Below are 18,988 nucleotides of genomic sequence, written 5' to 3'. Positions count from 1 at the left end.
GATTTACCCACGCCGCGACCGGCCCAGCCGCTCGCGGCGTTTTCCATAGTGATCCCATCATTCGCGCGCGTGCGCCGCTCAAGGAGTTTCCCATGGCTGTCGGTCTTGGCCCTCTGCCCACCCTGCACCCGGTTCCCGGTTTCGAACTCGGCATCGCCTCGGCCGGCATCAAGCGTGTCGGGCGCAAGGATGTGGTGGTGATGCGCTGCGCCGAAGGCTCGACCATCGCCGGCGTGACCACCACCAACGCCTTCTGCGCCGCGCCGGTGCTGATTACCCGCGAGCGCCTGGCGGGCGAGGTCCGTTATCTGCTGACCAATACCGGCAACGCCAACGCCGGCACCGGCCCGGACGGCCTGGTGCGTGCCCGCCGTGCCTGCGCCAGACTCGCCGAGCTGGCCGGGGTGGCCGAGAGCGCCGTGCTGCCGTTCTCCACCGGGGTGATCGGCGAACCGTTGCCGGTGGAGAAGATCGAGACCGCCCTGCAGGCCGCGCTGGACGACCTCAAGGTCGACAATTGGGCGCAGGCCGCCGAAGGCATCATGACCACCGACACCCTGCCCAAGGGTGCCAGCCGGCAGTTCCAGCATGATGGCGTGACCGTCACCGTCACCGGCATCAGCAAGGGCGCCGGCATGATCCGCCCGAACATGGCCACCATGCTCGGCTACATCGCCACCGACGCTAAAGTCGCCCGCGACGTGCTGCAGGACCTGGTACGCGATGCGGCCAACAAGTCCTTCAACCGCATCACCATCGACGGCGATACCTCGACCAACGACTGCTGCATGCTGATCGCCACCGGCCAGGCCAGCCTGCCGGAGATCACCGAGAAAAGCGGCGAGTTGTACGCCCAGCTCAAGCAGGCCGTGTTCGAGGTGTTCATGGAAGTGGCCCAGGCCATCGTCCGCGACGGCGAAGGCGCCACCAAGTTCGTCACCGTGCAGGTCAACGGCGGCGGCAACGCCCAGGAGTGCCTGGACGTCGCCTACGCCGTGGCCCACTCGCCGCTGATCAAGACCGCGCTGTTCGCTTCCGACCCCAACTGGGGGCGCATCCTCGCCGCCGTCGGCTACGCCGGCGTGGCCAACCTCGACGTCAGCCTGATCGACGTATTCCTCGGCGACGTGTGCATCGCCAGCAAGGGCGGCCGCGCAGCGAGCTACACCGAAGAGCAGGGCGCGGCGGTGATGAAGCAGGAAGAGATCGGCATCCGCATCGAGCTGGGCCGCGGCCAGTTCAGCGAGACCATCTGGACCACCGACCTGTCCCACGAATACGTGCGGATCAACGCCGAGTACCGTTCCTGACCTGGAGGGGCGCGCCGCCATGCGCGGCGCGCCCCTCGGAGTTGTCTGCGATGAAACGACTGCACGTGGCCGCGGCGGTGATCCGCGGCGCCGATGGCCGGGTGTTGATCGCCCGGCGTCCCGAACACAAGCACCAGGGCGGCCTCTGGGAGTTCCCTGGCGGCAAGGTCGAAGCCGGCGAGGCGGTGGAAGCCGCGCTGGCGCGCGAGCTCCACGAGGAGCTGGGCATCGACATCGCCGCCTCCCGGCCGCTGATCCAGGTGCGCCACGACTATCCCGATCTCGCCGTACTGCTCGACGTCCACGAGGTCAGCGCCTTCACCGGCAAGCCGCATGGCCGCGAGGGTCAGCCGCTGGCCTGGGTAGAGCCCCGTGAGCTGCCGCATTACGAGTTTCCCGAAGCCAACCGGGCGATCGTCGCGGCTGCGCGCCTACCGGCGCAGTATCTGATCACTCCGGACAATCTGGAGCCCGGCGAACTGCTGCGCGGGGTGCGCCAGGCGCTGGCCGGCGGTATCCGCCTGCTGCAGCTGCGGGCGCCGAACATGTACAGCCCCGAGTATCGCGACCTCGCCACCGATATCCAGGGACTGTGCGCCGGCAAGGCGCAGCTGATGCTCAAGGGGCCGCTGGAATGGCTGGGCGATTTCCCCGCTGCTGGCTGGCACCTCACCGCAGCCCAGCTGCGCAAGTACGCGCCCAACGGGCGTCCCTTCCCGCGCGAGCGCTGGCTGGCGGCCTCCTGCCACGATGCCGAGGAGCTGGCGCTGGCTGCGCAGATGGGCGTGGACTTCGTCACTCTGTCGCCCGTGCAGGCGACCCAGACCCATCCCGACGCTGCTCCGCTGGGTTGGGCGGCGGCCGCCGAGCTGATCCGCGGCTGCAACCAGCCCGTGTTCCTGCTCGGTGGCGTCGGTCCGCAGGACCAGGCGCGGGGCTGGCAGGCCGGTGCCCAGGGCGTGGCGGGGATCCGCGCGTTCTGGCCGGCTTGAGTGGCGGAGCCGGTTGCCGTGTCGGCCGGTTGGGATAGGGCAACTCGCGCAGCGATTGCCCACCGTGCGGCGCGAGGATGAGGTGAGTCGGTAGAAAACCGCTGCGCGGGTTTTCTATCTTACGGACGCCGCCCCGGTCGGCGCAGCGGCTCGAGCAGTCCGCGCAGGCCGTTGTGGTCGATCTCGTGCATCAGTGCCAGCAGGCGGCCCAGCTCGCCGGGCGGGAAGCCTTCGCGGGCGAACCAGGCCAGGTAGGCGCCGGGCAGGTCGGCGAGCAGCCGGCCCTGATACTTGCCGAACGGCATCTGCCGGCTGACCAGCAACAGCAGATCGTCGGCCTTCACGCGCCGCGCTCCGCCGCCTGCCAGAGTATTTCGTCGATCTGCTGGCGCCGGGCGATCAGGCGCGCGCCGACGAACAGCAGGTCGGACAGGCGGTTGAGATAGGCCAGGCATTCGCCGCGCAGCGGCTCGACGGCGTTGAGGTGCTGGCAGCGGCGCTCGGCGCTGCGGGCGAAGCTGCGGCAGACATGGGCCTGGGCCACCAGGCGCGAACCGCCGGGCAGGATGAAGTTCTTCAGCGGCCCGACTTCCTCGTTCCAGGCGTCGATGGCCTGCTCCAGGCGAGCCACCTCCGGCTGGTGCAGAGCCTGGTATTCGGGCATCGCCAGCTCGCCGCCCAGGTCGAACAGGCGGTGCTGGCAGGGCGCGAGCACCGCGATGAGCTCGCTCAGGCCGGGCCACTGCGCCTGCTGCTCGATGAGCTCGGCAAGCAGCAGGCCGAGCTGGCTGTTCAGCGTGTCGACCTCGCCCATGGCTTCGATGCGCGGATGATCCTTGGTCACCCGGCGGCCGTCGGCGAGGCCGGTTTCCCCGGCGTCGCCGGTGCGGGTATAGATCTTCGACAGACGGTAGCCCATGTTCGATGTCCTGTTGGCGGCAAACCCGAGCGGGCAGGGTAGCGGGCCGTCAGTCCTGGGGCAATCCGCGCGCGGCCAGGTGGGCGCGCAAGCGCAGGGCGAGCGCCTGCAGCCGCGGCAGTTCCAGACGGTGACGCGCCGCCTCGCGGCAGGCGTGGCCGAGCAGGTAGGCGATCTCGGTGCGCCGGCCGGCGGCGACGTCCTGGTACATCGACGAGTAGTTGGCGGCGGTGGCGGCGATCACCCGCTCCACCTCTGCCTGAAGGTCCACTGCGGCGTCGCCCTGATCGCAGGCGATCAGCAGTTCGACCAGCTCGGCGCACAGCGCCGCGACTTCCTCGGCATGCGTCTGCAGGCCGCCGTTGCGGCAGGAGTGCAGCACGGTCAGTGGGTTGATCGCGCAGTTGAGCGCCAGCTTGCGCCACAGGCGGCCGAGGATATCCCCGGTCCAACTGGCCGGAATCCCGGCCAGCGCCAGTTCGTCGAGCCAGGCGGGGGCGGGGGAAGGCGGCGCAGTGCCGAGCCAGGTGTGCCCTTCACCGGCGAACACCACGCGGAAGTCCTCGCGGCGGAAGGCGCCCTCGGTGCTGGAGGCGAAGATGCAGCGCGCCTGCGGCAGGCAGGCGGCCACCTCGTCCTGGCTGCCCAGTCCGTTCTGCAGCAGGATCACCTCGGCGCCCGCCGACAGACGCGAACTCAGGGCCGCCGCGGCGGGTACGGCGTCGTAGGCCTTGGTGGCCAGCAACAAGCGATGGATCGGGGCGGCATCGTCCAGGGTTTGCGCAGGCAGGGCGAAGGTTTCGGTGTGACCGTCCTGTTCGAGGGTCAGGCCGCCGCTGGCCAGGTACTGGGCGAGGCGCCGCTGATCGCGCAGCAGCAGGCACACGGGCAGGCCGGCGCGGGCCAGGCGGGCGGCCCAGAGGCCGCCCAGGCTGCCGGCGCCGAGCACATGCCAGGTCAAGTGGCGCTCTGCATGCGCTGCAAGCGCTGGCTGGCGATCCGCCCACTGCGGCGGGCTTCCTCCAGCTGCTGGGCGGCGGTCCGGATGACGTCGTCGGGTTTCAGCGGGCAGTCGCTGGCATCGATGCTGACCATGCCGATCGCCGCCTGCAGGCTGAAGAAGCCCTCGCTGAGTTTCAGGGCCTTGAGATTGAGGCCGTCATGCACGCGGCGGAAGCTGCTGGCGCTGCATTCGCGCAGGTCCTCGACCATGGCCACGACGGCGAAATGTCGATCGTCGAGGCGCGCCACCGCATCCAGCGGGCGCAGCATCTGCTGCAGGCGACGGGCGACGTTGTACTGCACCTCGCGCTGCTTGCCCTCGTCGAGGCCGGCGATGTTGTCCAGGCTGATCAGCAGGTAGCACAGCGCCCCGCCGCGCGATTCGAGCTGACGCAGCGCGGTGGCCAGGTACTGGCGCAGGTAGCGTTGGTTGCCCAGGCCGGTCAGCGCATCGATGACGTTGCGCTGTTCGAGGTTGACGATGTTGTGCGCCAGCTGGCGCTTCTCGCGCAGCAGGCGCTGCAGGGTGCTGCACAGGCGGTCGGCGGCCAGCACCCGGGGAACCAGCTGCTCGTTGACGGTGGATTTGTTGACGAAGTCGTCGACGCCGCGGTCGAAGGCCTCGGCCAGCAGCTTGTCGCCGTCGTTGCCGGTGAGCAGGATGATGTAGGTGTAGTGCTCGTCGGCCTCGTCGAGCTGGCGCACCTGCAGGGTCAGCTCCAGGCCATCCATTTCCGGCATCATCCAGTCGGCCAGCAACACGTTGGCGGAACGCTGGTCGATGGCGGCGAGGGCTTCGCTGGCGCTGCTGGCGTAGCGGATGTCCTGGTAGCCGGCCTGCTGGAGAAGACGCCCGATCAGCATGCTGGAAAACCGGGCATCGTCCACCACAAGGATGCTGAGGTTGGGGTCGGTCATGGATAGGTGTCGTATGGGATTGGTGGTGCGCGGACGTGGCACCAGGCGGGCCTCAGTTATAATGACCGCTCTTCATTACCGCAAGCCAGGCGCGCGGCATCCGTGAATCCCGTCGCGCCGTTCATCGGAGAGTACCCATGCCCTCGTTCGACATCGTGTCCGAACTGGACAAGCACGAAGTCACCAACGCCGTCGATAATGCCATCAAGGAGCTGGACCGCCGCTACGACCTGCGCGGCAAGGGCAGTTTCGAGTTCAAGGAGAAGACCGTCACCCTGACCGCCGAAGCCGACTTCATGCTCGAGCAGATGATCGAAATCCTCAAGCTGGCCCTGGTCAAGCGCAAGATCGACATCCAGTGCCTGGAGTACAAGGACCCCTACGCGTCGGGCAAGGTGGTCAAGCAGGAGGTCACCCTGCGCGAGGGCATCGACAAGGAGCTGGCGAAGAAGATCGTCGCCCTGATCAAGGACGGCAAGCTCAAGGTCCAGGCGGCGATCCAGGGCGAGCAGGTGCGCGTCACCGGCAAGAAGCGCGACGACCTGCAGGAGGCCATCGCCATGCTGCGCGGTCAGGAGCTGGGCATGCCGCTGCAGTTCAACAACTTCCGCGATTGATCCGCCGTTTTCCTGTCTGGATATGAGAAGGGCCAGCCGCAACGGCTGGCCCTTGGCATTTCGGCGCCCGGGAATCAGGAGCCCGGTGGCGGCTCGCTGGTGACCGTGTCATGGCTGCCGTTGGGCTGCTGGCGATCGCGCCCCCACTGCAGACCGATCAGCAGCAGGGTAGGGATACCAATCAGGGCGGTGACCAGGAAGAAGTCGGCGTAGCCGAGCCGCTCGACCATCACCCCCGAATAACCGCCGATCAGCCGTGGCAGCAGCAGCATGATCGAGCTGAGCAGCGCGTACTGGGTGGCGGAGAACTGCAGGTTGGTCAGGCTCGACAGGTAGGCGACGAAGGCTGCGGTAGCCAGGCCGCCGCTGAAGTTGTCCACCGAGATGGTGACCACCAGCATCTGAAGGTTCGGTCCCATGCCCGAAAGCATGGCGAACAGCAGGTTGGTCGCCGCCGAGGCCAGGCCGCCGAGGAACAGGATCGGCAGGATGCCGAAGCGTACGATCAACAGGCCGCCGACGCCGGCGCCGAACAGCGTCATCACCAGGCCGAACAGCTTGCTGACGCTGGCGATCTGGTCCTTGGTGAAGCCGAGGTCGATGTAGAACACGTTGGCCATCACCCCCATCACCGTGTCCGACATGCGGTAGGTGGCGATCAGGCCGAGGAGGATCAGCGCCTGCCAGCGGTAGCGATGGATGAAGTCGCTGATCGGCGTCAGCACCGGCGCCAGGCCGCGGCGGCCGAGCGACGACAGGCACAGCAGGGTGAGCACGGTGTACAGGGCGGCGCGCAGGAAGGCGCGGTCCTCGCGGAACAGGTCGAGCAGGGTCACCTTGCTCAGCAGCATGCCGTGCACGTCGCTGCGATAGAACTGGGTGAACATCGCCGGCACCGAGATCAGCAGGACGATCAGCACCAGCACCGAGACCAGCTGGTGGGTCAGGCCGTAGCGCGCGGCGGCCTGCTGGGTCTGCACCGGCACCGGCGGTTCCTTCATCCACAGGGTGGTGAACAGCCCCGGCAGCATCAGCAGGGCGAACAACAGGTAGGTGCTGGCCCAGGCCGGATACAGGTAGGCACCGGCGACCGAGCCGAAGCCCTCGGCGACGAACAACGCACCGGCGGTGGCGAGCAGCATGGCCACCCGGTAGCCGGTCGTGTAGCAGGCGGCCAGGGCGGCCTGGTGGGTGTCCTCGGCGATCTCCAGGCGATAGGCGTCGAGGGCGATGTCCTGGGTGGCCGAGGCGAAGGCCACCAGCACGGCCACGGCGATCAGCCAGGCCAGGTGGGTCTGCGGGTCGAACAGCGCCATGCCGACCAGGCCGAGGGCCACCAGCAGCTGCGACAGCGCCAGCCATGAGCGGCGCCGGCCCAGGCGGCCGAGCAGCGGCAGGCGCCACTGGTCGAGCAGCGGCGACCACACCCACTTGAAGGCGTAGGCCAGGCCGATCAGGCTGGCATAGCCGATGGTTTCACGTGCCACCCCGGCTTCGCGCAGCCATACCGAGAGGGTGGAGAACACCAGCACCATCGGCAGCCCGGCGGCGAAGCCGAGGAGCAGGAGGGCCAGGGCAGAGGGGCTGGCATAGGTGGCGAAGGCTTCGCGCCAGGTTCGACGTGGCATGGGGGTGCTGCTGGGTCCGCTGCTGATGCAAAGGGCCCACTCTAACCGCTCTGCGGTGCGGGATGCCAGCCGTACCGACGGATGTCCAGGCGATTGGCCAGGAGAACTACTCCTTCTTCCTGCAGGCGGCGACGTTGCTCGTCGCCGGCGACCGAGCCGGCCGGCAGGGACAGGCGTCCACCCGCCGCCACCACGCGGTGCCATGGCAGCGTGCTGCCTTCCGGCAATTGGCTCAGGCAGCGGCCGACCCAGCGTGCCGCGCGGCCGAGACCGGCCAGTTCGCCGAGTTGCCCGTAGCTGACCACCCTTCCGGGCGGCACCTGGGCCAGCGTGCTGTACAGAGCGTGACGGCGTTCGTCGATAAGGGCTGAGGAGGGTAGGGCAGGCATGACGAGACTTCGGCAGGGCGACATGGCGAGCTTAGCCCGTCGCGCCCGTGTCGAGGAGGGGGCCGGCCCCGGCGGACCGGCCCGCGCCGGACTTACAGGCGGATGCCGCCGTCCAGTTCGATCACCCGGCCGGTGAAGTAGTCGTTCTCGAAGATCCACGCGGCGGCGTGGGCGATCTCCTCCGGCTGGCCGAGGCGCTTGAGCGGGATGGCCGAGGACATCTTCTCCAGCGCTTCGGGCTTCATGCTGGCGACCATCTCGGTGGCGATGAAGCCGGGAGCGATGGCGCCGACGCGGATACCGTAGCGCGCCAGCTCCTTGGCCCACACCACGGTCAGCGACGCCACGCCGGCCTTGGCGGCGGAGTAGTTGCTCTGCCCCATGTTGCCGGCGCGCGATACCGAGGAAATGTTGACGATGGTGCCTTGGCACTGGAGTTCGATCATCTTGGCCGCCACCTCGCGGGTGCAGAGGAACACCCCCGTCAGGTTGACGTCGATCACCGCCTGCCACTGGGCCAGGGAGAGTTTCTCGATCGCGCCGTCCTTGACCTTGAGCAGCAGGCCGTCGCGCAGGATGCCGGCGTTGTTGACCAGACCGTGGATGGCGCCGAAGTCGGCCGCCACCTGTTGCACCATCTGCTCGACCTGGCTTTCGTCGGCGACGTTGCAGAGATAGGCGCGTGCCTCGACCCCGTTGGCCTGGCAGGCGCTCACCGCCGCGTCCAGCTTTTCCTTGTTGAGATCGACCAGGGCCAATTTTGCGCCGCGGCAAGAGAGGGCTTCGGCGATGGCGCGACCGAGGCCCTGGCCGCCGCCGGTGACGATGATGACTTTTTCTGTGAGCTGCATGAGCAAATTCCGACAAGACATGATTGGTATGGCCACGCAGATCCTCCGGGTAATTCCGGGAGACCTGTCCGCCTGGGCGGACCACGGCGCGGCATCGCTCTTGAGTGGCTTTTGCAGTGCAACATGACTGGCGTGAGTGGTCAACCGGTACCTTGGTCGGATCGGGGTGGCGGAGTGCGGCGCACGACAGGTGGCGCGTCTGGTACTTGAATTCCGTCCGTGGCGCCGCCATCTACTGCTACGTACAGGGCCAGGTGCCCGCCCAGGAATCCCGTGCCGATGCGCTTTTTGCCGTTCGTCTTCATCCTCTTTCCGCTGCTCGAGCTCGCCGTGCTGATCAAGGTCGGCAGCAGCATCGGCGTGCTGGCCACCCTCCTGCTGATCGTCGCCGGCGTGCTGGCCGGCGGCTTCCTGCTGCGCATCGCCGGCCCGGCCACCGCCTGGCGCGCACGGGAGCGCCTGCTCCGCGGCGAGATGCCCGAGGAGGAAATGCTCGAGGGCCTGCTGCTCGCCTTCGGTGGCTTCCTGCTGTTGCTGCCGGGCTTCATCAGCGACGTCATCGGCCTGCTCTGCCTGCTGCCGTTCACCCGCCATGCCCTGCTCCGCCAACTGCGTCGCCGCGTCCAGATGCGGGCACGCTCCGCCGGTGCGCAGGCGGACCAGCCGGAGGCTTCGCGTCCGCGCGTCATCGAGGGCGAGTGGCGGCGCCACGACGACTGAAAATTTTTTTGCAGCGACCCTTGAAATGGCCTGCCCGGCCCTCATCTAGCGGTCAGCGCAGCATTGCTTGAAGCAATCGATGCCCGAACTTTCGCGGTGCGCCTCGCGCAGCGCTCCCGGCACTGCCGGAATCTACCAACCCGCCGGCGAAGCTCGCCGGTAGCTGGAAACAACCTGTTAGGAGAGATCGACAATGAAGCTTCGTCCTCTGCATGACCGCGTCGTGATTCGTCGCAGCGAAGAAGAAACCAAGACCGCAGGCGGCATCGTTCTGCCGGGTTCCGCTGCCGAGAAGCCGAATCGCGGTGAAGTAGTCGCTGTCGGCGCCGGTCGCGTTCTGGACAACGGCGAAGTGCGCCCGCTGGCCGTCAAGGTCGGCGACAAAGTGGTGTTCGGCCCCTACTCGGGCAGCAACACCATCAAGGTCGACGGCGAAGACCTGCTGGTGATGGGCGAGAGCGAAATCCTCGCCGTCCTGGAAGACTGATTCCCCGCTGCTTTTCGCGCATTTCCTGAATTCCATTCGAGGTTAAGAAGACATGGCTGCTAAAGAAGTCAAATTCGGTGACTCCGCTCGCAAGAAGATGCTGGTCGGTGTGAACATCCTGGCCGACGCCGTCAAAGCCACCCTGGGCCCGAAAGGCCGCAACGTGGTACTGGACAAGAGCTTCGGCGCGCCGCTGATCACCAAGGACGGCGTGTCCGTGGCCAAGGAAATCGAGCTGAAGGACAAGTTCGAGAACATGGGCGCCCAGCTGGTCAAGGACGTGGCTTCCAAGGCCAACGACCAGGCCGGTGACGGCACCACCACCGCCACCGTGCTGGCCCAGGCCATCGTCAACGAAGGCCTGAAGGCCGTCGCCGCCGGCATGAACCCGATGGACCTCAAGCGCGGCATCGACAAGGCCACCATCGCCATCGTCGCCCAGCTGAAGGACCTGGCCAAGCCGTGCACCGACTCCAAGGCCATCGCCCAGGTCGGCACCATCTCCGCCAACTCCGACGAGTCCATTGGCAACATCATTGCCGAAGCCATGGACAAGGTCGGCAAGGAAGGCGTGATCACCGTCGAGGAAGGTTCGGGCCTGGAGAACGAACTGTCGGTCGTCGAAGGCATGCAGTTCGACCGCGGCTACCTGTCCCCGTACTTCATCAACAAGCCGGACACCATGGCGGCCGAGCTGGAAAACCCGCTGCTGCTGCTGGTCGACAAGAAGATCTCCAACATCCGCGAAATGCTGCCGGTGCTGGAAGCCGTCGCCAAGGCCGGCCGTCCGCTGCTGATCGTCGCCGAAGACGTGGAAGGCGAAGCCCTGGCCACCCTGGTGGTCAACAACATGCGCGGCATCGTCAAGGTCGCCGCCGTCAAGGCGCCGGGCTTCGGCGACCGCCGCAAGGCCATGCTGCAGGACATCGCCATCCTGACCGGCGGTACCGTGATTTCCGAGGAAGTCGGCCTGTCGCTGGAAGGCGCCGGCCTGGAGCACCTGGGTAACGCCAAGCGCGTGGTGCTGAACAAGGAAAACACCACCATCATCGACGGTGCCGGCGCTCAGGCCGACATCGAAGCTCGCGTGGCGCAGATCCGCAAGCAGGTCGAAGAGACCACTTCCGACTACGACAAGGAAAAACTGCAAGAGCGCCTGGCCAAGCTGGCCGGCGGTGTTGCGGTGATCAAGGTCGGCGCCGCTACCGAAGTCGAGATGAAAGAGAAGAAGGCCCGCGTCGAAGACGCCCTGCACGCCACCCGCGCTGCCGTGGAAGAAGGCGTGGTGCCCGGCGGCGGTGTGGCCTTGGTGCGCGCCCTGCTGGCCATCGAGTCGCTGAAGGGCGACAACGAAGACCAGAACGTCGGTATCGCCCTGCTGCGTCGCGCCGTCGAGGCTCCGCTGCGCCAGATCGTCGCCAACGCCGGCGACGAGCCGAGCGTGGTGGTCGACAAGGTCAAGCAAGGTGCCGGCAACTTCGGCTTCAACGCCGCCACCGGCGTGTACGGCGACATGATCGAGATGGGTATCCTCGACCCGGCCAAGGTGACCCGTACCGCTCTGCAGGCAGCTGCCTCCATCGGCGGTCTGATGATCACCACCGAAGCCATGGTCGCCGACATTCCGGAAGACAAGGCCGCTCCGGCCATGCCGGACATGGGCGGCATGGGTGGCATGGGCGGCATGATGTAAGCCGACCGGCCTCCTGCACCACACAAAAAACCCGCGCTCTGCGCGGGTTTTTTTATGCCTGGCGTTCAGCCGCCGAGTTCGTGGTCCGGCAGCGCGACGAGGGCGAGCGCCGGTTGCGGCGGCCGGTACAGGATCAACCGGTAGCAGCCCAGGCAGATCAGCCAGTCGAACAGCGCCGTCCACAGGTTGTGCGACAGGAAGTGGGCGCCCTGCATCACCCGTCCCAGCGAGAACAGGCCGCCCAGCAGCAAGGCGAGGCACAGCGCGGCGCGCGCCAGGCGCGGCCGGCGATCGCGCAGTACGAAGTACAGGGCGAACAGGGTGAAACCGCTGGACGCATGGCCGCCCGGCCAGCAGCGGCCGGGCTTGTCCACCACCGCGGCGCGCTCGGCAAGTAGCGGTGTGTAGGTTTCCACGCCGCCGTAGCGGCTCAGGTCCCACGGACAGTGCACCCCGGTGAGCGTCTTGAGCGGATTGACCACGGCAGTGGACAGCCCCATGGCCAGTACCAGGTAGCCCAGGGGCCGGCGCCAGCTCGCCCATCGCGGCTGTAGCCAACTCGCCGCCAGGCCAGCGATGGCCAGCACGCCGAGCAGGATCACCCCCTGCTTGGCGCGGTCATGCAGGATCTTCTCCAGCCAATAGCTGTGCCGGCCGCCGAAGCCCACGCCCGGCTGGTAGAACAGGTCGGAGAGCGCGAAGTCCAGGCGGGTCGGCTCGACCAGCAGGAGCAGGGCGATCAGCGCCAGCGGCAGGCCGATGGCCCAGCCGCTGCGCAACGGCCGCGACGGACGCCGACTCACAGGTTGTGTTCCTGGCGCCGGCGTTGCGAGCGCTCGGCCAGCGTCTCGCGCAGGCCGCCATGCCAGGTCAGCAGGCCGTGCTGGTAGGCGTAGCTGGCGCCCTGGTAGTAGGCGATGTCGCGGCGCAGCAGGGCATCCTGGCGGTCGGTGCCGTGCTCGCGGCTGGCGCCGAGGGCGTCGTCGTGGCGGCGCATCAGCTGTTGCGGGCTGAGGATGGCCAGATCCTTGCCGTCGAACAGCCCCAGATGCTGGTAGTTGCCGATCAGCACGCGCGGCGGCTGGCTGGCCGGCTTGAGCAGGTCGCGGCCGAAGAAGGTCGACTCGTAATCCATGTCGAGCAGGCCGAGCAGGGTCGGCGCCAGGTCGATCTGGCTGGCCAGCTGGCCGTCCTCGCGTGCCTCCAGCCACTTCGGTGCATAGACGAACAGCGGGATGTGGTAGTTGGCCACCGGCAGATCCTCCATGCCGGCGCTGCCGGCGCAGTGGTCGGCGACGAAGACGAACAGGGTGTTGTCGAACCAGGGCTTCTGGCGCGCCTTGGCGAGGAAGTCGCCGATCGCCCAGTCGGTGTACTTCACCGCGCCTTCGCGGCCGCTGCCGGAGGCGATGTCGATGCGCCCATCCGGGTAGGTGTAGGGGCGGTGGTTGGAGGTGGTCATCAGCTGCAGCAGGAAGGGCTTGCCGGCGGCGTGGTCGGCGTCGGCCAGCTTCATCGCCTGGGCATACAGGTCCTCGTCGGCCATGCCCCAGGCGTTCTCGAAGTGGATGTCCTGCGCCGGCACGCTGCTCTGGTCGACGATGCGGTAGCCGTTGCCGCCGAAGAAGGCGTTCATGTTGTCGAAATAGCCGCGGCCGCCGTAGACGAACACGCTGTCGTAGCCCTGGGCGTTGAGCTGGCGGCCGAGGCTGGCGAAGCCGCTCTCGCGGCCCAGGCGCTTGACGATGGAGCGCCCCGGCGTCGGCGGCACCGACAGGGTGATGGCTTCCAGGCCGCGGTCGGTGCGGGTGCCGGTGGCGTAGAAGTTGCTGAAGAACAGGCTGTGCCGGCGCAGCTCGTCGAGGTTGGGGGTCAGGCCGCGGGAGTCGCCGAAGCTGCCCAGGTATCTGGCCGACAGGCTCTCGATGGTCACCAGCACCACGTTCAGCTTGCTGGGTGGGCCGGGATTGTCGATGCGCCGGCGGATGTCCAGCGGCTCGCCGTTCTCGAAGCGCACCCCGGGCGCCTGCAGTTCCTCGCGCAGTACGCCGGCCACTTCCGACTCGTCCAGGGTCGGATAGAACTGCGCGTAATCCAGCTCGTTGTTGCGGAACGCGGCGAAGAACTGGTACGGCCCGTTGCTGGCCAATTCCTGCCGGTAGGCATTGCCGCCGAGGCCGCGGGGATGCTGCTGGTCGAGCAGGGCGAAGCCGAGGCCGCTGCAGGCGACGAGCAGGGCGAGGGTCGCCAGACGCTGGCGCAACGGCGGCATCTCGGCGTCCAGCGCGTGGCGCAGCAGCGGACGCAGGGCGACGGTCAGGCCGATGGCCAGCACGGCGATCCCGCCCAGCAGGCGAAATACCGGGTAGGACTCGAGAATGTTGTGCAGCACCTCCTCCGAGTAGACCAGATAGTCGACGGCGATGAAGTTGAAGCGCACCCCGAACTCGTCCCAGAACAGCCATTCGGCCAGGGCGGCGAACAGCATGGCGAACAGGCTGAGTCCCAGCAGCGCGTGCAGCCACAGCCGGTGGCCGGGGCGCCGCCACAGGCCGCTCGGGCACAGCAGCAGGTAGACGGCCAGCGGCACGGCAGCGTAGGCGAGAAAGCCCAGATCGTAGGCCAGCCCGGTCAGGTACAGCCCCGGCAGGTCTGTCAGGCTCAGCGCGGCCTCCGCCCAGTGGCCGATCAGCAGCACGCTGCGCGTCAGCGTGAACAGGCCGAGCCAGCAGCCGAGCAGGAGCGACAGATAACGCAGGGGCGCAGAGCGCAACGATGACATGGGGGCGGTTCCATAGCGGTTCGATGCGCGCAGCCTGCGCCCGGTGGCGTGGCGGAGCCGTCAACGCGCGGTGAAAAAAGTGTCGGATGCCCGCCGGCTTGGGTACCTTTGCCCTTCTTGACGATTCCCTCACGCCCACCATGACATCATGGAAAAAAGAGGAGTTTGCATGCGTATCCTGCTGGTCGAAGACAATCGCGACATCCTGGCCAATCTGGCCGACTACCTGACGCTCAAGGGCTACAGTGTCGACTGCGCCATGGACGGCCTGTCCGGCCTGCACCTGGCCACCACCGGTCACTACGACCTGCTGGTGCTCGACGTGATGCTGCCGGGCCTGGACGGCTACAGCCTGTGCCGGCGCCTGCGCCAGGAGGCGCGCAGCAGCGTGCCGGTGATCATGCTGACCGCGCGCGATCAGCTCGACGACCGTCTCAACGGCTTCCAGTCCGGGGCCGACGACTACCTGATCAAGCCCTTCGCGCTGTCCGAGCTGGCCGCGCGGGTCGAGGCGGTGCTGCGCCGCAGCCACGGGGGCGGGCGGCGCGAATTGCAGGTGGCCGACCTGCACTACGACCTCGATACCCTGGAAGTGAGCCGCGGCGGCCGGCGCCTCAAGCTCAACCCGCTGGGCCTCAAGCTGCTCGCCCTGCTGATGCAGAAGAGTCCGCACGTGCTGCGCCGCGAGGTGCTGGAGGAGGCCCTGTGGGGCGACGACTGCCCGGACAGCGACAGCCTGCGCAGCCACATCCACCAACTGCGCCAGGTGATCGACAAGCCGTTCCCGCGCGCCCTGCTGCACACCGTGCATGGTGTCGGCTATCGCCTGGCCGAGAGCGCCGATGACGTTTAAGCCCAGCCTCGCCCAGCGCATCGTCATCGGCTTCGTGCTGGTCACCCTGCTGGTGGCCGGCACCTTCGCCGTCGGCACCGTGATCACCGTGCATCTGGTCGAGGAACGCCTGTTGTCGGCGCAGCTCACGCGCGACCTCGACCGCCTGCTGCAGATGGAAACCATGGACGAGTGGCGTGCCCAGCCGCGTCCGGACCAGCTGTTCCACTTCACCGACGGTCCCGAGGAGTTCGCCCTGCCGGCCGATCTGACCGAGATGGGCGAAGGCTTCCACGAGCTGTTCCGTGGCGCCAGCGCCTACCATGCCATGGTGCGCGTGGTCGACGGTCGCCGCTACGTGCTGCTGCAGGACCAGAGCGACTTCGAGCGGCGCGAGCAGGTGATGTATGTGGTGGTGGTGGTGGGCTTTCTGTGCAGTCTCCTGCTGGCCGGCACGCTCGGCTGGCTGCTGGCGCGGCGGGTGATGTCGCCGGTGATTCGGCTGGCCCGTCAGGTGCGCCAGCGCGACCAGCTGCTGGCGCTGGCGCCGCCGCTGGCGCAGGACTACGTGCCCGACGAGGTCGGCCAGTTGGCCGCGGCCTTCGACGAAACCCTCAGCCTGTTGCGCGAGGCCCTCAACCGCGAGCAGCTGTTCACCAGCGACGTCAGCCACGAGCTGCGTACGCCGCTGATGGTGCTGGCCAGCTCCTGCGAGCTGCTGCTGGAAAACCCGGCCCTGGACGAGCGGGCGCAGCGCCAGGTGCAACGCATCGCCCGCGCCAGCGCCGAGATGCGCGAACTGGTGCAGACCTTCCTGCAGCTGGCGCGCGCGCAGAGCGGGCAGGGCAGCGGTACGCCGCGGGCCAGCCTGCGCCAGGTCGCCGACGATTTGGTGACGCAGTGGCGCGAGCAGATCGAACTCAAGGGGCTGCAGCTCGACTACCGGCAGACCGCCGACGCCGCGCTCACCTACAACGCGCCCCTGCTGCGCGCGGTGCTGGGCAATCTGCTGCGCAACGCCTGGCACTACACCGACAGCGGCTACATCCGTCTCGACCTGACCGCTACCGGTTTCAGCGTGGAGGATAGCGGCGCGGGCATTCCCGAGGCGCTGCGCGACTCGGTGTTCGAGCCCTTCGTACGCGGCGAGCGCGAGCGCGGCGACGGCCTGGGCCTGGGCTTGTCGCTGGTGCAACGGATCTGCGCACAGGAAGGCTGGCGGATCCGTCTGTCGCCGGCCGCGCCGCATGGTTGCCGTTTCGAGGTGACGCTCGCGGCTGCCTCTTGACGGTTTTTTCACGTCTGTTTCACCGCCGGTTAATCATTTCATACGTAGTGTGCTTGACTGATATCTCAGCGGGCCTTAGTGGCAAGGCCGTGTATCAGTAGCACACCCGCTTGCCACCCGTTCCCGCTCCGCCGCGGTCGGCCACGCCGTCCGCGTGCGCTTCCGCACGCTGCAGAAGGACCCGCGGGCACGGCGCAAGCCTCCGCAGACCGCTGCTTTCCAGAACGCTGCCTATCAACGGAGTAGGACGAGCATGCAGGTAACGGTTTTCGGTACAGGCTACGTCGGTCTGACCCAGGCGGTGTGTCTTGCGGAGGTAGGCCATGCGGTCTGTTGCGTCGACATCGACGCGGCGCGCGTCGCCCAGCTCAACCAGGGGCAGTCGCCGATCTACGAACCCGGACTGGCCGAGCTGATCGGCAAGAATCTCGCCGCCGGCCGCTTGCAATTCACCATCGATGCGGAGCGCGCGGTGCGCTTCGCCCGGCTGATCTTCATCGCCGTCGGGACGCCGCCTCTGGAAGACGGCAGCGCCGACCTGCGCCAGGTGTTCTCCGTGGTCGACAGCATCGCCGCGCACAGCGAGCAGGCCAAGCTGATCGTCAACAAGTCCACCGCGCCGGTGGGCACCGTCGAGCGCATCGCCGCGCACCTGCGCCAGGCGGCCGCCGGCAAGCCGTGGGTCGACGACTTCCAGGTCGCCGCCAACCCCGAGTTCCTCAAGGAAGGCTGCGCGGTGGACGACTGCATGCGCCCCGAGCGCATCATCGTCGGCAGCGACAGTCCCGAGCTGATCGCCGTGTTGCGCGAGCTGTACCAGCCGTTCAGCCGCAACCGCGAGAAGATCATGGTCATGGACACCCACAGCGCCGAGCTGACCAAGTACGCTGCCAACTGCATGCTGGCGACCAAGATTTCCTTCATCAACGAGATCGCCAACCTGGCCGATCGCCTGGGCGCCGACATCGAGATGGTGCGTCGCGGCATCGGCTCGGATTCGCGCATCGGCTACGACTTCATCTACGCCGGCTGTGGCTTCGGCGGCTCGTGCTTCCCCAAGGATCTCCACGCGCTGCAGCAGATCGCCCATGGCGTGGACTACCAGCCGCAGCTGCTGCAGGCCGTCGACGCGGTCAACACCGCACAGAAGCGCCGTCTGTTCGAGAAGATCAGCGCCCACTACGGCGGCGAGCTGCGCGGCAAGACTTTCGCCCTGTGGGGGCTGGCGTTCAAGCCCAACACCGACGACATGCGCGATGCGCCCAGCCGCGAGCTGCTCGCCGCGCTCTGGCAGGCCGGTGCGCGAGTCCGGGCATTCGATCCCGAGGCGATGGGCGAGGCGCGGCGCATTTTCGGCGTGCGTGACGACCTCACGCTGACAGCCAGCAAGGAGGAGGCGCTGGAGGGGGCCGACGCGCTGCTGATCGTCACCGAGTGGCAGGATTTCCGCGTCCTGGATATCGCCCTTGTCAAGGCCAGGGTCGCCGACCACGTGGTGTTCGACGGCCGCAACCTATTCGAGCCGGCTACCCTGGCCGCCGCCGGCATCGCCTACTACGGCATCGGCCGCGGCCGTCGCCTCGAGGGCGGGGCATGAAGTTGCTGGTTACCGGTGCCGCCGGCTTCATCGGCTTCCATACCGCCCGCCGCCTGTGTGCCGAGGGACATGAGGTGGTCGGCATCGACAACCTCAACGACTACTACAGCGTCGAGCTCAAGGAGGCGCGCCTCGCCCAGCTGGCCGGGCTGGCCAACTTCCGTTTCCAGCGGCTGGATATCGTCGACAAGGACGGCCTGCTGCGCCTGTTCGAGGCGCAGCGCTTCCAGCGCGTCATCCATCTGGCCGCGCAGGCCGGGGTGCGTTATTCGGTGGACCATCCGGAGGTCTACGTCGAGTCCAACCTCGGCGGCTTCCTCAACATCCTCGAGGCCTGCCGGCACTATCCGGTGGAGCACCTGCTGTACGCCTCGAGCAGCTCGGTATACGGCCTCAACGACAAGCTGCCGTTCGCCACCACCGACCCGGTGGAGCAGCCGGCTTCGCTGTACGCCGCCAGCAAGCGCGCCAACGAACTGATGGCCTTCACCTACGCGCACCTGTACGGCATCCGTGCCACCGGCCTGCGTTTCTTCACCGTCTACGGCCCCTGGGGCCGCCCGGACATGGCGCTGTTCAAGTTCACCGCCGCGATCCTCCAGGGCCGGCCGATCGACGTCTACAACGACGGGCAGATGTCGCGCGACTTCACCTACATCGACGACATCGTCGAAGGCATCCAGCGCCTGCAGGCGCTGCCGCCGACCGCGTCGGTGCCGAGCCAGGTGTACAACATCGGCCGCGGCGCGCCGGTGCGCCTGCTCGATTTCGTCGAGTGTCTCGAGGCCGCCCTCGGCATCCGGGCGCAGAAGCACTTCCTGCCCCTGCAACCGGGCGACGTGCTGCGCACCTGGGCGGACGTCGACGAGTTGGCCGAATTGATCGACTTTCGTCCCAGCACTTCCCTCGCCAGCGGCGTGAATCACTTCGTCGACTGGTATCGGTCCTACTACGCGGTATAAC

Annotated in this window: 19 protein-coding genes; 10 read left to right on the top strand and 9 right to left on the bottom strand. The window is 67.6% G+C overall.

Features of this window, described 5'->3' with window-relative positions; translation table 11 throughout:
• The first annotated feature begins 92 nt into the window (after positions 1-92).
• Positions 93-1,310 carry a bifunctional glutamate N-acetyltransferase/amino-acid acetyltransferase ArgJ gene (argJ, locus tag LMJ29_RS05715; RefSeq protein WP_229604550.1) on the top strand — a complete coding sequence of 406 codons (1,218 nt, stop codon included), beginning with the start codon at positions 93-95 and terminating at the stop codon, positions 1,308-1,310.
• 50 nt (positions 1,311-1,360) lie between these two features.
• Positions 1,361-2,302, top strand: coding sequence for a Nudix family hydrolase (locus LMJ29_RS05710; protein WP_229604549.1), 942 nt, complete (start codon positions 1,361-1,363; stop codon positions 2,300-2,302).
• A 119-nt stretch (positions 2,303-2,421) separates the two neighbouring features.
• Here LMJ29_RS05710 and LMJ29_RS05705 read toward each other — a convergent pair whose 3' ends face one another.
• From LMJ29_RS05705 to LMJ29_RS05690, 4 genes are read right to left on the bottom strand one after another with little or no spacing between them, the layout of a single operon-like run.
• Entirely contained in the window at positions 2,422-2,646 is a 225-nt protein-coding gene (locus LMJ29_RS05705; RefSeq protein ID WP_229604548.1) for a DUF3820 family protein, read from the bottom strand.
• Positions 2,643-3,221, bottom strand: a complete 579-nt coding sequence (locus LMJ29_RS05700; protein WP_229604547.1) for a cob(I)yrinic acid a,c-diamide adenosyltransferase — start codon at positions 3,219-3,221, stop codon at positions 2,643-2,645. Before LMJ29_RS05700 ends, LMJ29_RS05705 begins: the two co-directional genes overlap by 4 nt.
• A 49-nt stretch (positions 3,222-3,270) precedes the next feature.
• A complete protein-coding gene (locus LMJ29_RS05695; RefSeq protein WP_229604546.1) occupies positions 3,271-4,182 on the bottom strand; it encodes a putative 2-dehydropantoate 2-reductase in 912 nt (303 codons plus the stop codon).
• Complete coding sequence (locus LMJ29_RS05690) at positions 4,179-5,141, bottom strand: GGDEF domain-containing response regulator (RefSeq protein WP_229604545.1); 963 nt, start codon at positions 5,139-5,141, stop codon at positions 4,179-4,181. The genes LMJ29_RS05695 and LMJ29_RS05690 overlap by 4 nt, the downstream gene beginning before the upstream one ends.
• A gap of 137 nt (positions 5,142-5,278) precedes the next feature.
• Between LMJ29_RS05690 and LMJ29_RS05685 the strand changes: the two genes are divergently transcribed.
• Positions 5,279-5,758, top strand: a complete 480-nt coding sequence (locus tag LMJ29_RS05685; RefSeq protein ID WP_229604544.1) for a YajQ family cyclic di-GMP-binding protein — start codon at positions 5,279-5,281, stop codon at positions 5,756-5,758.
• Between the two features lie 74 nt (positions 5,759-5,832).
• On the opposite strand, the gene LMJ29_RS05680 is transcribed toward LMJ29_RS05685, so the two are convergent.
• From LMJ29_RS05680 to LMJ29_RS05670, 3 genes are all read right to left on the bottom strand, one after another.
• The gene (locus LMJ29_RS05680) at positions 5,833-7,386 is read right to left on the bottom strand and encodes an AmpG family muropeptide MFS transporter (RefSeq protein ID WP_229604543.1); all 1,554 of its coding nucleotides are present in this window, start codon (positions 7,384-7,386) and stop codon (positions 5,833-5,835) included.
• A 41-nt stretch (positions 7,387-7,427) separates the two neighbouring features.
• Entirely contained in the window at positions 7,428-7,775 is a 348-nt protein-coding gene (locus LMJ29_RS05675) for an MGMT family protein (protein WP_229604542.1), read from the bottom strand.
• Between the two features lie 92 nt (positions 7,776-7,867).
• Entirely contained in the window at positions 7,868-8,626 is a 759-nt protein-coding gene (locus LMJ29_RS05670) for an SDR family oxidoreductase (RefSeq protein ID WP_229604541.1), read from the bottom strand.
• Between the two features lie 279 nt (positions 8,627-8,905).
• Here LMJ29_RS05670 and LMJ29_RS05665 point away from each other — a divergent pair, with 279 nt between their 5' ends.
• From LMJ29_RS05665 to groL, 3 genes are all read left to right on the top strand, one after another.
• Positions 8,906-9,346, top strand: coding sequence for an FxsA family protein (locus LMJ29_RS05665; RefSeq protein WP_229604540.1), 441 nt, complete (start codon positions 8,906-8,908; stop codon positions 9,344-9,346).
• Between the two features lie 193 nt (positions 9,347-9,539).
• Positions 9,540-9,833 (top strand): co-chaperone GroES, encoded by a 294-nt coding sequence (locus tag LMJ29_RS05660; protein ID WP_229604539.1) that lies wholly within the window; start codon positions 9,540-9,542, stop codon positions 9,831-9,833.
• 52 nt (positions 9,834-9,885) lie between these two features.
• On the top strand, positions 9,886-11,526 hold the full coding sequence (gene groL, locus LMJ29_RS05655) for a chaperonin GroEL (RefSeq protein ID WP_229604538.1): 1,641 nt from the start codon (positions 9,886-9,888) through the stop codon (positions 11,524-11,526).
• 65 nt (positions 11,527-11,591) lie between these two features.
• On the opposite strand, the gene LMJ29_RS05650 is transcribed toward groL, so the two are convergent.
• The gene (locus LMJ29_RS05650; RefSeq protein WP_229604537.1) at positions 11,592-12,329 is read right to left on the bottom strand and encodes a phosphatase PAP2 family protein; all 738 of its coding nucleotides are present in this window, start codon (positions 12,327-12,329) and stop codon (positions 11,592-11,594) included.
• Positions 12,326-14,308, bottom strand: a complete 1,983-nt coding sequence (locus tag LMJ29_RS05645; RefSeq protein WP_229604536.1) for an LTA synthase family protein — start codon at positions 14,306-14,308, stop codon at positions 12,326-12,328. The genes LMJ29_RS05650 and LMJ29_RS05645 overlap by 4 nt, the downstream gene beginning before the upstream one ends.
• Before the next feature lie 169 nt (positions 14,309-14,477).
• Between LMJ29_RS05645 and LMJ29_RS05640 the strand changes: the two genes are divergently transcribed.
• From LMJ29_RS05640 to LMJ29_RS05625, 4 genes are all read left to right on the top strand, one after another.
• Positions 14,478-15,161: a response regulator transcription factor gene (locus LMJ29_RS05640; protein WP_229604535.1), complete on the top strand. Its 684-nt coding sequence runs from the start codon at positions 14,478-14,480 to the stop codon at positions 15,159-15,161.
• Positions 15,151-16,428 (top strand): sensor histidine kinase, encoded by a 1,278-nt coding sequence (locus tag LMJ29_RS05635; RefSeq protein WP_229604534.1) that lies wholly within the window; start codon positions 15,151-15,153, stop codon positions 16,426-16,428. Before LMJ29_RS05640 ends, LMJ29_RS05635 begins: the two co-directional genes overlap by 11 nt.
• A gap of 253 nt (positions 16,429-16,681) precedes the next feature.
• Positions 16,682-18,025: a UDP-glucose dehydrogenase family protein gene (locus LMJ29_RS05630; protein WP_229604533.1), complete on the top strand. Its 1,344-nt coding sequence runs from the start codon at positions 16,682-16,684 to the stop codon at positions 18,023-18,025.
• Positions 18,022-18,987: an NAD-dependent epimerase gene (locus LMJ29_RS05625; protein WP_229604532.1), complete on the top strand. Its 966-nt coding sequence runs from the start codon at positions 18,022-18,024 to the stop codon at positions 18,985-18,987. The genes LMJ29_RS05630 and LMJ29_RS05625 overlap by 4 nt, the downstream gene beginning before the upstream one ends.
• The last annotated feature ends 1 nt before the right edge of the window (position 18,988 follow it).

Origin of the sequence: Pseudomonas oryzagri (genome assembly GCF_020831405.1) — a bacterium.
Taxonomy (GTDB): Bacteria; Pseudomonadota; Gammaproteobacteria; order Pseudomonadales; family Pseudomonadaceae; genus Geopseudomonas; species Geopseudomonas oryzagri.
Note: the sequence above shows the minus strand (reverse complement) of the source record. Positions and strands in the feature narration are given on the sequence as shown.